The organism is Pseudomonas sp. PH1b, assembly GCF_000633395.1.
Taxonomy (GTDB): Bacteria; Pseudomonadota; Gammaproteobacteria; order Pseudomonadales; family Pseudomonadaceae; genus Aquipseudomonas.
Genome location: NZ_AYMU01000020.1, coordinates 306,739 through 321,432 on the forward strand (window position 1 = coordinate 306,739; position 14,694 = coordinate 321,432).

Annotated in this window: 10 protein-coding genes; 2 read left to right on the plus strand and 8 right to left on the minus strand. The window is 63.5% G+C overall.

Annotated features, from left to right (window positions below):
- Positions 1-3: 3 nt before the first annotated feature.
- The 5 genes from U873_RS0126590 to betI all read right to left on the minus strand — a co-directional run bounded on the left by U873_RS0126590 (position 4) and on the right by betI (position 7,164).
- Positions 4-1,341: a TldD/PmbA family protein gene (locus tag U873_RS0126590; RefSeq protein ID WP_025131141.1), complete on the minus strand. Its 1,338-nt coding sequence runs from the start codon at positions 1,339-1,341 to the stop codon at positions 4-6.
- Positions 1,341-2,783, minus strand: coding sequence for a TldD/PmbA family protein (locus U873_RS0126595; protein ID WP_025131142.1), 1,443 nt, complete (start codon positions 2,781-2,783; stop codon positions 1,341-1,343). Before U873_RS0126595 ends, U873_RS0126590 begins: the two co-directional genes overlap by 1 nt.
- 358 nt (positions 2,784-3,141) lie before the next feature.
- The gene (betA, locus tag U873_RS0126600; RefSeq protein WP_025131143.1) at positions 3,142-4,845 is read right to left on the minus strand and encodes a choline dehydrogenase; all 1,704 of its coding nucleotides are present in this window, start codon (positions 4,843-4,845) and stop codon (positions 3,142-3,144) included.
- 143 nt (positions 4,846-4,988) lie between these two features.
- A complete protein-coding gene (gene betB / locus U873_RS0126605) occupies positions 4,989-6,461 on the minus strand; it encodes a betaine-aldehyde dehydrogenase (RefSeq protein ID WP_011063942.1) in 1,473 nt (490 codons plus the stop codon).
- A gap of 109 nt (positions 6,462-6,570) precedes the next feature.
- Entirely contained in the window at positions 6,571-7,164 is a 594-nt protein-coding gene (gene betI, locus U873_RS0126610; RefSeq protein ID WP_025131144.1) for a transcriptional regulator BetI, read from the minus strand.
- A 487-nt stretch (positions 7,165-7,651) separates the two neighbouring features.
- Between betI and U873_RS0126615 the strand changes: the two genes are divergently transcribed.
- Entirely contained in the window at positions 7,652-9,592 is a 1,941-nt protein-coding gene (locus U873_RS0126615) for a BCCT family transporter (protein ID WP_256245023.1), read from the plus strand.
- A 185-nt stretch (positions 9,593-9,777) separates the two neighbouring features.
- On the opposite strand, the gene choV is transcribed toward U873_RS0126615, so the two are convergent.
- The 3 genes from choV to U873_RS0126630 form a co-directional block, all read right to left on the minus strand.
- Positions 9,778-10,956 (minus strand): choline ABC transporter ATP-binding protein, encoded by a 1,179-nt coding sequence (gene choV / locus U873_RS0126620; RefSeq protein WP_025131146.1) that lies wholly within the window; start codon positions 10,954-10,956, stop codon positions 9,778-9,780.
- The gene (gene choW / locus U873_RS0126625) at positions 10,953-11,798 is read right to left on the minus strand and encodes a choline ABC transporter permease subunit (RefSeq protein ID WP_025131147.1); all 846 of its coding nucleotides are present in this window, start codon (positions 11,796-11,798) and stop codon (positions 10,953-10,955) included. Before choW ends, choV begins: the two co-directional genes overlap by 4 nt.
- Before the next feature lie 70 nt (positions 11,799-11,868).
- Positions 11,869-12,825 (minus strand): choline ABC transporter substrate-binding protein, encoded by a 957-nt coding sequence (locus tag U873_RS0126630; protein WP_025131148.1) that lies wholly within the window; start codon positions 12,823-12,825, stop codon positions 11,869-11,871.
- 427 nt (positions 12,826-13,252) lie between these two features.
- On the opposite strand from U873_RS0126630, the gene U873_RS0126635 reads away from it, so the two are divergent.
- Positions 13,253-14,629, plus strand: coding sequence for an L-serine ammonia-lyase (locus tag U873_RS0126635; protein WP_025131149.1), 1,377 nt, complete (start codon positions 13,253-13,255; stop codon positions 14,627-14,629).
- Positions 14,630-14,694: the final 65 nt, after the last annotated feature.

Here is a 14,694-nt window from a genome sequence, read left to right on the forward strand (position 1 = left end):
TTCCTACAGGGTCAGGGTCAGGCGGCTGACCAGTGCCCCTGGCAGATGCATCGAAGCGGTCTGGCGCTGGCCGTAGGTACTGGCCGACAGCAGCAGCTCGCGCTGTTCGGTCAGGGCTTCCAGCTGCGAGCCCAGCAGGCTGTAGACGCTGTCATCGAAACGCATGGTGCTCACCGGGGCCTGGATCTCGCCGTTCTCCACCCAGAAGGTGGCGAAGCGGGTCATGCCGGTCAGGCGTGCGGCGGGCAGGTCCGAGTAGTTCAGGTACCACAGGTTGCTGATGTACAGCCCAGTGCCCAGTTGCTTGAGGATCTGCTGCTGGGACAACTGGCCCGCGGCCATGTTCAGTGCGCTGGGGTATTCGCCGCTGCCGGCGCCGTTGGCGGTGAGGCCATACTCGGCGGCGCTGCGGGAGTTGATCAACTGGGCGTTGGCAGCACCCTCGGCGATCAGCTTGAGGTCACTGCGGGGGTAGCCTTCATCGGAAAACGCCGGGCTCAGGGAGCCGCTGACCTGCTCGTCCAGGTTGACCAGGGGGCTGAGGCGGGCATCGCCAGCGTAGAGCTTCTGCAGCGGGCTGTGCTTGCTGGCGATGGACTGGGCCGAGAAGCCACCCCAGGCCAGCATGCCCATGATTTCCTCCAGCGCCGCCGGGGCCAGGTACGCCCGATATTCTCCCGGGGCCAGGGTCCGCAGCGGCCGGCCAAGGAACTCCAGTTGCTGACGGGCCTGCTGGAAGCGCTGGGCGAAGTCCTGGTCGCTCCAGGTGTGACCGGCGTAGCTGGCCTTCACCGCTTCGCCGTTGTCGTGGAACAGGCTGAAGTCGAAATTGAAGCTGTTGGCCTGGTGCCAGCCAAAGGCCCCGGCAGAGCTGGCGAAGCCACGACTGATGGGGCCGGCGGCATAGATGCCCACCAGGTCCAGGCCGGCGGCGGCCTGGGCGATTTGCGCCACCACCTGTTCGCTGCCGGGCAGCGGCTGCTCCTGCACGTGGTGGGTCTTCCAGCTCGTGTGGTTGAGCATCAGGTACGGGTCGGCCGGCAGCAGCGGCAGGGTGTCCCGCAGTTGCTGCAAGCCTTCGGCCAGGCGCTGGCGGTCCGTCTCGGGATCGTTGCTCAAGGTGATACTGAGGTCGGCGTGGCGGCCGTCATCGATCAGCTTGAAATGCAGGCTGGCCTGCTGCACCTGGCCAGCCTGGCGCACCTTGGCGTGGTTGAAGCGGATGAACGCCGAGGCTTCGGCGGCGTAACCCAGGGTGAACTGCTCCGACTCCTTGAGCGCATCGCCGAGCCACTGCACCAAGGCCTTGAACTGATCGGCCTGATTTATCGTCCTGGTCATCAGGCGTCTCCTCCAAATACGTCAATCTTGCTGAACACGCAGGCCGGCGAAGCATGGCCAACGCGGATCACCTGGTTGGGTTCACCCTTGCCGCAGTTCGGTGTGCCCAGCACCTGGAAGGTGCTGCGGTCGCCGACGGCGCTGAGGTTGCGCCAGAACTGCGCGGAAATGCCCCGGTAGTTGGGGTTCTTCACCACGCCCTTGAGTTCGCCGTTTTCGATCAATTGCCCCCACTCGCAGCCGAACTGGAACTTGTTGCGCGCGTCGTCGATGGACCAGGAGCGGTTGGTGGACATCAGGATGCCGTGCTCGATCTGGCCGATCAGCTGTTCCAGGGGCTGGTCGCCGGGCTCGATGTTGAGGTTGGCCATGCGGTCGATGGGCGCGCGGTTCCAGCCACAGGCGCGGCTGTTGGCCACGCCGTCCAGGCCGCTGCGGTACTGCGACAGGGCGCCACCCAGGGGGCGTACCAGCAGGCCTTCGCGGATCAGGAACTGCTTGTCGGCGGCGCTGCCGTCGTCGTCATGGCTGTAGCTGGCCAGCTCTTCGGGGATCTGCGGGTCGAAGGTCACGTTGAGCAGCGACGAGCCATATTGCAGGCGGCCGAAGTCCTGCTGTTTGACGAAGCTGGTGCCGGCGTAGTTGCGTTCGTCGCCGAGGATCCGGTCCAGCTCCAGAGGGTGGCCGATGGACTCGTGGATCTGCAGCATCATCTGGTCCGGCATCAGCAGCAGGTCGCGGGTGCCTTGCGGAGTGTTCGGGGCCAGCAGCAGTTGCAGGGCCTGGTCGGCCACCCGTGGCGCCGCCCCCAGCAGCCCGCAACGGCTGATCACGTCACCGGAGCCCTGCTGGCCGAAGTTCTCCCGGCCCAGGCTGCGGGTCTGGCTGTCGCTGCCGTCGTAGGCGGTGACGTCCAGGCCCGGATAGACGAAGCGCTGGGCCTGGCGCAGCTCGGCACCGGCACTGTTGAGGTAGATCTGTTCGACCTGGGTGACGCCGATGCCCACCTGCCAGTTCACCAGGCGTTCGTCCTTGGGCACCGAGGCCGATTCATCGCCGAGCAGCTGGTAGCAGTCGCTCAGGGACGGGAAGGGCTGTTCCAGGTTCGGCGACAGGTAGTCCGCGCGATGACTGGACACCGGCTGCTCGCGCAGGTCCAGCAGGGCGTGGGCGGCAATCACCCGGGCCTGCTGCTCGGCTCGATCGAGAGCTGCCTGCAGGCCGCTTTGCGACAGGTCGTTGGTGGCCGCGTAGGCTTCCACGCCCCGCACTCGCACGGTCAGCATCGCGCCTTCGTCACGGCCCAGGCTGGGTGGTTCGGCAACGTTCTTGCGCACCGACAGGTACTGATCCGACTCGCGCACATAGCGCAGGGAAAAGAATTCGGCGCCCGTGCGCAAGGCAGCGAAGCGCTGCTTGAGCTGGGGGTGAAAGTCGAACATGGAGGACCTCCTTGTGAGGCTCGATAGCGGGCCGGCGCGTTTCGCCAGCAAGCTGGCTCCTACAGGTATAGGTGCTGATGGGCTCGGGGACGAAAGGGGATGTGCAAGTTGCAGAACTGTAGCCGCTGCCCAAGGCTGCGATCAAGGACGCAGCCCTTGCCGCCAGGCGATGGCCGAGCGTGCTGAAGGCTGGAGCGGGACGGGGAGGTTGATGGTTGTCGATCGACAGCCGGAGGTTTTCGTTCGCGCCTGTTCCAGGCCCGGGGCCGGGAGGGAGGCATGGGCGGGGAGTGTGGTGCCGCAAGGGCGGGACGAGGGTGGAAGTGGCGCCGACCCAGGCGGTCGGCGCCAACATCGTTTACTGCGCGGTCGGGCCTACTTCACGCATCGGCTTGCCACGTACCGGGGCTTCGCCCGCAACGTAGTAGTCGGCCTTGCTGCGTGGCAGTGGCTGGCGGCCACGGATCTTGTCGGCGATTTTCTCGGCCATCATGATGGTCGGCGCGTTGAGGTTGCCGGTGGTGATGATCGGCATGATCGAGGCATCCACCACACGCAGGCCTTGCATGCCGTGCACGCGACCCTGGCCATCTACCACGGCCATGTCGTCGGTGCCCATCTTGCACGAGCAGGATGGGTGGAACGCGGTCTCGGCGTGCTCGCGGACGAATTTGTCCAGCTGCTCGTCGGTCTGCACTTCGATGCCCGGGCTGATCTCGCGACCACGGTAGGCGTCCAGGGCCGGTTGCTGCATGATTTCCCGGGTCAGGCGGATGCCATCGCGAAACTCCTGCCAGTCCTGCTCGGTGGCCATGTAGTTGAAGAGGATGCTCGGGTGCTGGCGCGGATCCTTGGACTTGACCTGCACACGGCCACGGCTCGGCGAGCGCATGGAGCCCATGTGGGCCTGGAAGCCGTGTTCCTGCACGCCGTTGCTGCCGTTGTAGTTAATCGCTACCGGCAGGAAGTGGTACTGGATGTTCGGCCACTCGAATTCCGGACGGGTACGGATGAAACCGCCGGCTTCGAACTGGTTGCTGGCGCCGATGCCGGTGCCCTTGAACAGCCATTCGGCACCGATGGCCGGCTGGTTCCACCACAGCAGCGATGGGTACAGCGATACCGGTTGGGTACAGGCGTACTGCAGGTACAGCTCCAGGTGGTCCTGAAGGTTCTCGCCGACACCCGGCAGGTCGTGGACCACCGGGATGTCCAGGCTTTCCAGGAGCTTGGCCGGGCCGACGCCGGAACGTTGCAGCAACTGCGGCGAGGCGATGGCGCCGGAGCTGACGATGACTTCCTTGCGCGCACGGGCTTCCACGCGCTCTTCGGTGCTGCCTTGCAGGTAGCTCACGCCCACGGCGCGCTTGCCTTCGAAGAGGATCTTGTCGGTCAGGGCGTGGGTGACGATGGTCAGGGTCGAGCGCTGCTTGGCCACGTCCAGGTAACCGCGGGCGGTGCTGGCGCGACGGCCTTTAGGGGTGACGGTACGGTCCATCGGACCGAAGCCTTCCTGCTGGTAGCCGTTCAGGTCTTCGGTACGCGGGTAACCGGCCTGCACGCCGGCTTCGACCATGGCGTGGAACAGCGGGTTGTTGCCGGCCTTGGGTGTGGTCACGCTGACCGGACCGTCGCCGCCGTGGTAGTCGTTGGGGCCGATGTCACGGGTTTCCGCCTTGCGGAAATACGGCAGGCAATCCAGGTAGGTCCAGTCTTCCAGGCCAGGCAGCTTGGACCAGCCGTCGTAGTCCATGGCGTTGCCGCGGATGTAGCACATGCCGTTGATCAGCGACGAGCCGCCCAGGCCCTTGCCGCGACCGCATTCCATCCGGCGGCCGTCCATGTGTGGCTCGGCATCGGTTTCATAGGCCCAGTTGTAGCGACGGCCTTGCAGTGGGTACGCCAGTGCCGCGGGCATCTGGGTACGGAAGTCGAAACGGTAGTCCGGGCCGCCGGCTTCCAGCAGCAGGACGGTGACGCCTGCGTCTTCGGTCAGGCGGGTCGCCAGGGTGTTACCGGCAGAGCCGGCACCGATGATGATGTAATCGTATTCTTTGGCCATTGGAGCCTCCGTGGGGAGCTGCAAGCCTCAAGCTTCAAGCGGCAAGAAACAGCGGCGAAGCAGGCTTGGCAGGAAATGGGGAGCGGGCGGCAAGCAAGGCTGTTGCCTGTACTTGCCGCGTGTAGCTAGCTGCTGACCGCTGCTCAGAACACCGAGGCGTAGTCGCCCAGCTCGACCTGCACCGACTTGATGCGGGTGAAGTTGTTCAACGAGCTGATGCCGTTCTCACGGCCCACGCCCGACTGCTTGTAGCCGCCAACCGGCATCTTGGCGTCGGATTCGCCCCAGGCGTTGATCCAGCAGATACCGGCTTCCAGTTGATGGATCACGCGGTGGGCGCGGTTCAGGTCCTTGGTCACCAGGCCGGCGGCCAGGCCGAAGTCGGTGTCGTTGGCGCGACGGATGACTTCTTCCTCGGTCTCGTAGGTGAGGATGGCCATCACCGGGCCGAAGATTTCTTCACGGACGATGGTCATGTCATCGGTGCAATCGGTGAACACGGTCGGGGCCACGAAGGCGCCCTTGGCGAATTCGCCGTCGGTCAGGCGCTCGCCGCCGCACAGGACGCGGGCACCTTCTTCTTTACCCTTGGCGATGTAGCCCAGCACGCTTTCCATGTGCGGGAAGCTGACCAGCGGACCGAAGTTGGTGTTTTCGTCTTCCGGGTTGCCGATGCGGATGCGCGCAACGCGCTCGGCGATCTTGGCTTCGAAAGCGGCCTTCAGGTGGCTCGGTACGAACACCCGGGTGCCGTTGGTGCAGACCTGACCGGAGCTGTAGAAGTTGGCCATCATCGCGGTGTCGGCGGCGCGATCCAGGTCGGCGTCGTCGAAGATGATCAGTGGCGACTTGCCGCCCAGTTCCATGGTCACGTCTTTCAGCGAGGAGCTGGAAGCGCTGGCCATGACCTTCTTGCCGGTGTCGGTGCCGCCGGTGAAGGAGACTTTCTCGATGCGCGGGTGCTCGGTCAGCCAGGTGCCGACTTCGCGGCCGCTGCCGGTCAGAACGTTGAACACGCCATCCGGCAGGCCGGCTTCGGTGTAGATCTCGGCCAGTTTCAGGGTGGTCAGCGAGGTCACTTCGCTCGGCTTGAAGATCATCGCGTTACCGGCCGCCAGGGCCGGTGCGGATTTCCACAGGGCGATCTGGATCGGGTAGTTCCAGGCACCGATACCGGCCACTACGCCCAGGGGCTCGCGACGGGTGTAGACGAAAGAGGTGGTGCGCAGCGGGATCTGCTCGCCTTCGATGGCTGGCACCAGGCCTGCGTAGTATTCCAGCACGTCGGCGCCGGTGACGATGTCCACGTACTTGGTTTCGGAGAAGGCTTTACCGGTGTCCAGGGTTTCCAGGGCGGCCAGTTCGTCGTTGCGCTCGCGCAGGATCTCCACGGCGCGACGCAGGATGCGCGAACGCTCCATGGCGGTCATCGCGGCCCAGATCTTCTGGCCTTTCTCGGCGCTGACCACGGCACGTTCAACGTCTTCCTTGGTGGCACGTTGCACTTGTGCGAGAACTTCACCGTTGGCCGGGTTGATGGCATCGAAAGTGGCGTCGCTGCCGGCGTCGGTGTAGCCGCCGTCGATGTAGAGTTTTTGCAGTTCGAAACGGGCCATAGTGTCCTCGCAAGTGCATTAAGTAGTTGGCTTGACCACCGCAGGCGCCCGGAAGTTCGGGGCGCGCTGATCAGTGGCGGTTCAGGGGCCGAGCGTTTTTGGTTGTGCTCTAGCGCTCCTGCTTAGCCAGTTGGAAATCCATGTATTCGTAAGCGATCTGTTGCGCCTGCTCGGTGTCGAAAGCGTCTCCCGACAGTGCACCGCGCAACCACAAACCGTCGATCAGGGCTGCCAGACCACGGGCCGCGCTGCGTGCTTCATCCAGAGGCAGAACGCGACGGAACTGGCAGCACAGGTTGGAGTAGAGGCGGTGATCGTTGATCCGCTGCAACCTGTGCAATGACGGGTGGTGCATGCTGGTGGCCCAGAAGGCCAGCCAGGTTTTCATTGCCGGGCCATTGACCTGGCTGGCGTCGAAGTTGCCTTCGATGATCACCTGCAGATGGGCCCGCGGGCTGTCATCTGTCAGCGCCTGACGGCGCTCGGTGACGTTCTCTATCAAGGCGTTCATCAGGTACCGCATGGTGGCGGCGATCAGGCCATTCTTGTCCTGAAAGTAGTGACTGATGATGCCGTTCGAGACACCGGCCAAACGGGCGATCAGCGCAATGCTGGCGTCCCCCATTCCGACCTGATCGACCGCTTGCAGCGTGGCTTCGATCAATTGCTGGCGGCGTATGGGTTGCATACCGACCTTGGGCATCTGCTACCTCTCCTTAGGCCCGTCGACGGGCGTCATACGCCTGTCGACTTGTGGGCCAGTCTATTTTGTTTTGATTGAACGTTCAATCAACAAAGAATAAGATCTGCGACAAATCGTCGCTGCCTGAAGGAGTTCTTCCTCCTCGTAGACGGCGCAATAACGACCTCCGAAATAGCCCGAAACCTACATGTGGCATGGCGTGGACCGGCAAGAGAACGGACGTGTTGAAGGGGCAGGACGCTCTGGGGACCAGGGGATGAACTGCAGGTTCGTCACCGACCTTGGATGCGGGTGCGCAACGCGGCTTTTGCGGTTTCGGGTTTTTTCGGGGTGTCTTTATAACACCCGACGATCGGCTGCCAACTAACCGATTGGTCGGGTGCCGTGTTGCCTTGTGTCCTTCTCTCGCACTGCCTGGAGCATCTGTGCAATGAGTTCTGCCTCGCTTATAAAGACCCCACCGGAGAAGGTGCGGGTCAACGGTTGGGTGTTCTACACCTCGACCGCGTTGATCCTGTTGTTGACCGCCATTCTGATCATCGCCCCGCAAGAGGCCGGCAGAATGCTGGGCATTGCCCAGGCCTGGCTGTCCCGCAGTTTCGGCTGGTACTACATGGTGGTGATCGCCGCCTATCTGGTGTTTGTGGTGGGCCTGGCGTTTTCCTCCTACGGCAAGCTCAAGCTGGGCAGCAAGGACGACACCCCGGACTTCAGCTACGGCGCCTGGGCGGGCATGCTGTTCTCCTCCGGCATCGGTATCTCGCTGCTGTACTTCGGTGCCTCCGAGCCCCTGGACCACTACTTCAACCCACCCGAAGGCGTGGCCGGCAGCAACCTGGCCGCACGCCAGGCGGTGCAACTGACATTCCTGCACTGGGGCCTGCATGGCTGGGCGATCTACGCCCTGGTCGGCCTGGCGGTGGCGTATTTCGCCTACCGGCATAACCAGCCGCTGGCACTGCGTTCGGCCTTGTACCCGCTGGTGGGTGAGCGTTGGGTCAAGGGCGCGGCCGGCCACGCGGTGGACGGCTTCGGCATGTTCGTGACCCTGCTGGGCCTGGTGACCAACCTGGGGATCGGCTCGATGCAGGTGTCTTCCGGCCTGGAAAACCTGTTCGGCATGGAGCACAGCAACACCAACCTGCTGATCGTGATCATCGTCATGAGCACGGTAGCGACCATCGCTGCGGTGTCCGGTGTGGAAAACGGCATCCGCCGCCTGTCCAACCTGAACATCGTGCTGTTCAGCGGCCTGCTGATCTTCGTGCTGCTGTTCGGTCCGACCCTGCACCTGCTCAACGGCTTCGTGCAGAACATCGGTGACTACCTCAACGGCGTGGTGCTCAAGACCTTCGACCTCTATGTGTATGAAGGCGACAGTGCCAAGTCCGATCGCTGGCTGGGCCTGTGGACCCTGTTCTACTGGGCCTGGTGGATTTCCTGGGCCCCTTTTGTCGGCATGTTCATTGCGCGGATTTCCCGCGGCCGCACGGTGCGTGAACTGGTGGCCGGCGTGCTGCTGATTCCCCTGGGCTTCACCCTGGCCTGGCTGTCGATCTTCGGTAACTCGGCCCTGGACCTGGTGATGAACCATGGGGCGGTGGAGCTGGGCAAGACGGCGCTGGAACAGCCGTCCATGGCGATCTATCAGTTGCTTGAGCATTACCCGGCGTCGAAGATCGTGATCGGCGTGTCGATTTTCGTCGGCTTCGTGCTGTTCCTGACCCCGGCCGACTCCGGCGCGGTGATGATGGCCAACCTGTCCTGCAAGGGCGGTAACGTCGACGAAGACGCCCCGCACTGGCTGCGGATCTTCTGGTCGGTGGTGATCACCCTGGTGACCATCGGCCTGCTGTTCGCCGGCAACTTCGAAGCCATGCAGACCATGGTGGTGCTGGCGGGGCTGCCGTTCTCGGTGGTGCTGGTGTGCTTCATGTTCGGCCTGCACAAGGCCATGCGCCAGGACGTGCAGATCGAACAGGAGCAGGCGCAGTTGGCCGAACGCGGACGTCGTGGTTTCAGTGAACGCCTGACCGCCCTCGACCTGCAACCGACTCAGTCGGTGGTCCAGCGCTTCATGGACCGAAAGGTCACTCCGGCGCTGGAAGAAGCGGCGGCGCAACTGCGGGCCCAGGGCCTGGACGTGCAGACCCTGCTCGGCAAGTCCAAGCGCTGCATGGGCGTGCGGATCGAGATGGAAGAGGGCAACCCTTTCGTCTACGAAGTGAGCCTGGACGGCTACCTGGCGACGCCGAGCGAATCGGCCGACGCCGAGGAAGAGCGCACCCGCTACTACCGCGCCGAGGTGTACCTGCACAACGGCAGCCAGGAATACGACTTGATGGGCTTCACCCAGGAACAGATCACCCGTGATGTGCTCGATCAGTTCGAAAGCCATCGGCAGCTCCTTGGCCGTGTCTATAGCTGAGTGAAGTCACGGGCCGCTCCCGCTGGAGCGGCTCTACCGGATGCAGGAGCCGGCTTGCCGGCGACGGCGCCCTCAAGCGCTGCAAGGCTTCAGGGCCTCTTCGCTGGCAAGCCAGCGCCTGCAGAAGGTGGTGTGCCGTTAAAGCAAAACGCCGCGATTGCTCGCGGCGTTTTTGTGTCTGCTGCTTAACCCAGGTTCTTGCCGAGCAGCGCGTGGTAGAGCTCGCTGTCGCCAAGAATGCCCACCACCTGCTGGTTGTCGTGGAGCACCAGTTTGTTGCCGGTCTGGTAGCGGATCTGCAGGGCGTCGCGCATGCCGATGTTGGAGTCCACCAGGGTCGGGCGCCGTCCCAGCTCCTCCACCGCTTGTCCTGGTATCCAGTTCTGCAGGTCCATCTGCGAGCCGTTGCGGCGGGCGCCCTTGATGGTGTTGCCTTCTGCCAGGTCCAGCCAGGAGTCGCCGCCCGGGTCCAGGCACACCGAACCGTTGACTCGCTTGCAGTTGTCCAGGCTGCGCATCAGGCTGCGGCCGCACAGCACGTTCAACGGGTTGGTGTGGGCGACGAAGGTGCGCACGTAGTCGTCCGCCGGGTTGAGGACGATTTCTTCCGGCTTGCTGTACTGGATGATCCGGCCGTCTTTCATGATGGCGATGCGGCTGCCGAGTTTCAGTGCTTCGTCCAGGTCGTGGCTGACGAACACGATGGTCTTGCTCAGCTTGCGCTGCAGTTCCAGCAACTCGTCCTGCAGGCCCTGGCGAATCAGCGGGTCAAGGGCCGAGAAGGGTTCGTCCATCAGCAGGATGTCGGCGTCCATGGCCAGGGCGCGGGCCAGGCCGACCCGTTGCTGCATGCCGCCGGAAAGCTCGTCGGGTTTCTTGTTGCGCCACTGGGTCAGGCCCACCAGCTCCAGTTTCTCGTCCACCAGTTTGCGCCGTTCCTTTTCCGGCCGGCCCTGCATCTCCAGGCCGAAGCTGATGTTCTCGCGTACCGTCAGCCAAGGCATCAGGGCGAACTTCTGGAACACCATGGCGATGCGCTGGGTGCGCATCATCTTCAGTTCCGCCGGGCTGCAGGAGGCAATGTCGATCTGCTTGCCTTCGTGCTCGACGAACAGTTTGCCGCGGCTCACGGTGTTGAGGCCGTTGATGCAGCGCAGCAGGCTGGATTTGCCGGACCCGGAGAGGCCCATCAGCACGCAGATCTCGCCTTTCTCGATGTCCAGGCTGGCATTCTCGACGCCGACGATCTGCCCGGTCTTCTTCAGGATCTCGTTGCGGGTCATGCCCTGGTCCAGCAGCTTGAGGGCCTCGCGCGGGTCCTTGGAGAAAATCACATCGACCTTGTCGAAGCGGATAATGCTCATGCGTCACCTCCTACTTTGGCTTCAGGTTGCTTGCAGATGCGGTCGAGCATGATCGCCAGCAGCACGATCGCCAGGCCGGCTTCGAAGCCCAGGGCGATGTCCGCGGTGTTGAGGGCGTTGACCACCGGCTTGCCCAGGCCGTCGGCGCCGACCAGGGCGGCGATCACCACCATCGACAGCGACAGCATGATGCACTGGGTGATGCCGGCGGCGATGCTCGGCATGGCATGGGGCAGTTCAATGCGCGACAACAACTGACGGCGCGAGCAGCCAAAGGCCTTGCCGGCATCCATCAACTCTTGTGGAACATCGCGAATGCCCAGGTAGGTCAGGCGAATCGGTGCGGCAATGGCGAACACCACGGTGGAGATCAGTCCGGGCACTACGCCCAGGCCGAACAGGGTCAGGGTCGGGATCAGGTAGACGAAGGTGGGCACGGTCTGCATCAGGTCCAGCACCGGGCGCATCATGGTGTAGAACAGCGGCTTGTGGGCGGCGACTATCCCCAGGGGTACGCCGATGAGTACGCAGACCAGGGTGGCGAACAGCACCTGGGCCAGGGTTTCCATGGTTTCCTGCCAGTACCCCAGGTTGAGGATCAACAGGAAGGACAGCACGACAAATACGGTCAGGCCCCATTTGCGCTGGATCAGGTGCGCGAGCAGGGCGATCAGGCCGATCAGGGCCAGGGGGTTGAACCAGGTCAGCGCGAACGTCACGCCGTGAATCATGGTTTCCAGGGTGGTAGCGATCGCATCGAAGGTACTGGCGCCGTGTTTCGTCAACCACTCTACGAAAGCCGCGATGTACTGGCCCAGGGGGATTTTCTGATCAATGAGCATGGTATTGAACGTCCGCATGCAAGGAAAAAACAGCCCGGGCGGGCGGGCCCGCCCGGCGTAAGCGTGCTACTTAGTTGGAGGCCTGCGCGAGCTTGGCTTTCACGGCTTCAAGGCCTGGTTTGCCGTCAATGGTGGTCACCCCTGCGAGCCAGGTGTCGAGCACCTGCGGGTTCTTCTTCAGCCAGGCCTTGGCGGCCGCATCAGGCTTCATCTTGTCGTCCAGCACGTTGCCCATCAGGCTGCTTTCCATGTTCAGGGTGAACGACAGGTTCTTCAGCAACTGGCCAACGTTGCTGCATTCGCTGGTGTAGCCCTTGCGGGTGTTGGTGTAGATGGTCGCCTGGCCGAAGTTGGGGCCGAAGAAGTCATCGCCGCCGGTGAGGTACTTCATCTTGAAGCGGGTGTTCATCGGATGGGGTTCCCAGCCCAGGAACACCACGGCGGTGTCGCGTCGTTGTGCGCGTTCAACCTGGGACAGCATGCCCGCCTCGCTGGACTCCACCACCTTGAAGCCGGCGTCCTTGAGGCCGAAGGCGTTCTTGTCGATCATGCTCTGGATGGTGCGGTTGCCGTCGTTGCCCGGTTCGATGCCGTAGATCTTGCCGTCCAGCTCGGTCTTGAACTTGACGATGTCGGCGAAGTCCTTCAGGCCCTTGTCATACAGCGACTCGGGCACGGCCAGGGTGTACTTGGCGTTCTCCAGGTTGGCCCGAACGGTCTCCACGGTGCCGGCGTCACGGTACTGCTTGATGTCGTTTTCCATGGTCGGCATCCAGTTGCCGAGGAACACGTCCATGTTCTTGCCATCGGCCAGGGACTTGTAGGTCACCGGCACGGAAATCATCGTGGTCTTGGTCTTGTAGCCCAGGGCATTGAGCACGACGCTGGTGGTAGCGGTGGTCACGGTGATGTCGGTCCAGCCGACATCGGAGAAGTTGACGGTACTGCATTGTTCCGGTTCTGCGGCTTGTGCCAGTAGCGGCAGACTCAGCATGGCGGCCAACAACAGCGAGGGGGAACCTTTCATGGGGGGGACTCCTGGATGTTTTTCTGGCGGCGTATGGACCGCGCTTATAAGTGTGGCGGTTGGTGTGCCGGGGACAGCTCTACCACCGTGCCGTGCAATCGAGTCGAGACTGATCATGTACCAGTGAAAAACTGTCGCCTACAGGGTGCGTCGTATCCAGTACAGGGAGGGTCGCATCCAGTGTCGGTGAGGTCGCATACAGTGTTTTTCCGCAATTTTTCCTTCATCTGAGCCGCAAAAAACGCCCAGAACCCAAGCATGGCGCCTGGCGGCGTTGGTGGGCATGAGTGGGTCGGTGTCAGACGTTGCGGGGTACGGCAAAAGCCCGATGATGCGCCCTTCTCGGCGGATTGCAGCTTGAGCGTAGCAGCTCCGCCAGAGGGCGCTTTGGGCGCCTGGGCAGTGCTCATCGAGGGGTCACGCAGTAATGGCTATCAGTGTTTTCGACTTGTTCAAAATCGGCATCGGTCCTTCCAGTTCCCACACGGTCGGACCCATGCGTGCGGCGGCGCTGTTTGTCCAGGCATTGAAGGCGCGCCAGCTGCTGGAGCAGGTGCGACGGATCGAGGTGCAGCTCTTCGGCTCGTTGTCCGCCACCGGCATCGGCCACGGCAGCGACAACGCAGTGATCATGGGGCTGATGGGCGAATGGCCGGACGCAATCGATCCGTCGCTGATCGGGACCCGCATCGAGCGGTTGCGCGAAACCGACACCCTGCTGCTGGACGGGCGCCTGCCGGTGCCTTTCCTCTGGTCCCGGGACATGCGCCTGCTGGACGAGAACCTGCCCTTTCACCCCAACGCCATGACCCTGGTGGCCGAGGGGGAAGGAGGGGAGCTGTACCGCGACACCTACTATTCAGTGGGGGGCGGCTTTGTCGTCGACCAGGCCCAGGCCAGCAGTGGCGTGGCGGACCTGGACCGCAGCGAGTTGCCCTACGATTTCTCCAGCGCGGTGGAACTGCTGGGCCTGTGCCAGAAGCACAACCTGCGGGTGGCCGAGCTGATGCTGGCCAACGAGAAGGTCTGGCGTTCGGAGGAGGAGATCCGCACCGGCCTGATGGCGCTCTGGCGGGCCATGCAGGCATGCGTGGAGCAAGGCCTCAAGCATGAGGGCATTCTCCCGGGCGGGCTCAACGTGCGGCGTCGCGCGGCCAAGTTGCACCGCAGCTTGCAGGAGTTGAACAAGCCCAATGTGATCGGCTCGACCCTGAGCGCCATGGAGTGGGTCAACCTGTTCGCCCTGGCCGTGAATGAGGAGAATGCCGCCGGCGGGCGCATGGTCACGGCGCCCACCAACGGTGCGGCCGGGATCATTCCCGCTGTGCTGCACTACTTCATGAAATTCAGCGAGGAGGTGACCGACGCCAACGTGGTGGATTTCTTCCTCGGCGCAGCGGCCATCGGCATCCTGTGCAAGAAGAACGCCTCGATCTCCGGCGCCGAAGTGGGCTGCCAGGGCGAGGTCGGGTCGGCTTGCGCCATGGCCGCGGCCGGCCTGGCGGAAATCCTTGGCGCGACCCCCGAGCAACTGTGCAACGCCGCGGAAATCGGCCTGGAGCACAACCTCGGCCTGACCTGCGATCCGGTGGGCGGGCTGGTGCAGGTGCCTTGTATCGAGCGCAACGCGATTGCCGCGGTCAAGGCGATCAATGCTGCGCAAATGGCCTTGCGCGGGGATGGCCAGCACTTCATTTCCCTCGACCGGGTGATTCGCACCATGCGTGATACCGGCGCGGACATGCATGACAAGTACAAGGAAACCTCTCGTGGCGGGCTGGCGGTGAGTGCCGTGGAATGTTGAACCGGCCTTGGGCCCGGTGGGGGCGGCCAGTGGTGCCGGCCCGGGCCATGGCGCGCGCAAATCGC

Coding starts and splice junctions, on each gene's coding strand:
- U873_RS0126595 (WP_025131142.1), bottom strand. CDS start 2,783: ATGTTCGACTTTCACCCCCAGCTCAAGCAGCGCTTCGCTGCCTTGCGC.
- U873_RS0126630 (WP_025131148.1), bottom strand. CDS start 12,825: ATGAAAGGTTCCCCCTCGCTGTTGTTGGCCGCCATGCTGAGTCTGCCG.
- U873_RS0126590 (WP_025131141.1), bottom strand. CDS start 1,341: ATGACCAGGACGATAAATCAGGCCGATCAGTTCAAGGCCTTGGTGCAG.
- choV (WP_025131146.1), bottom strand. CDS start 10,956: ATGAGCATTATCCGCTTCGACAAGGTCGATGTGATTTTCTCCAAGGAC.
- betB (WP_011063942.1), bottom strand. CDS start 6,461: ATGGCCCGTTTCGAACTGCAAAAACTCTACATCGACGGCGGCTACACC.
- betA (WP_025131143.1), bottom strand. CDS start 4,845: ATGGCCAAAGAATACGATTACATCATCATCGGTGCCGGCTCTGCCGGT.
- choW (WP_025131147.1), bottom strand. CDS start 11,798: ATGCTCATTGATCAGAAAATCCCCCTGGGCCAGTACATCGCGGCTTTC.
- U873_RS0126635 (WP_025131149.1), top strand. CDS start 13,253: ATGGCTATCAGTGTTTTCGACTTGTTCAAAATCGGCATCGGTCCTTCC.
- betI (WP_025131144.1), bottom strand. CDS start 7,164: ATGCCCAAGGTCGGTATGCAACCCATACGCCGCCAGCAATTGATCGAA.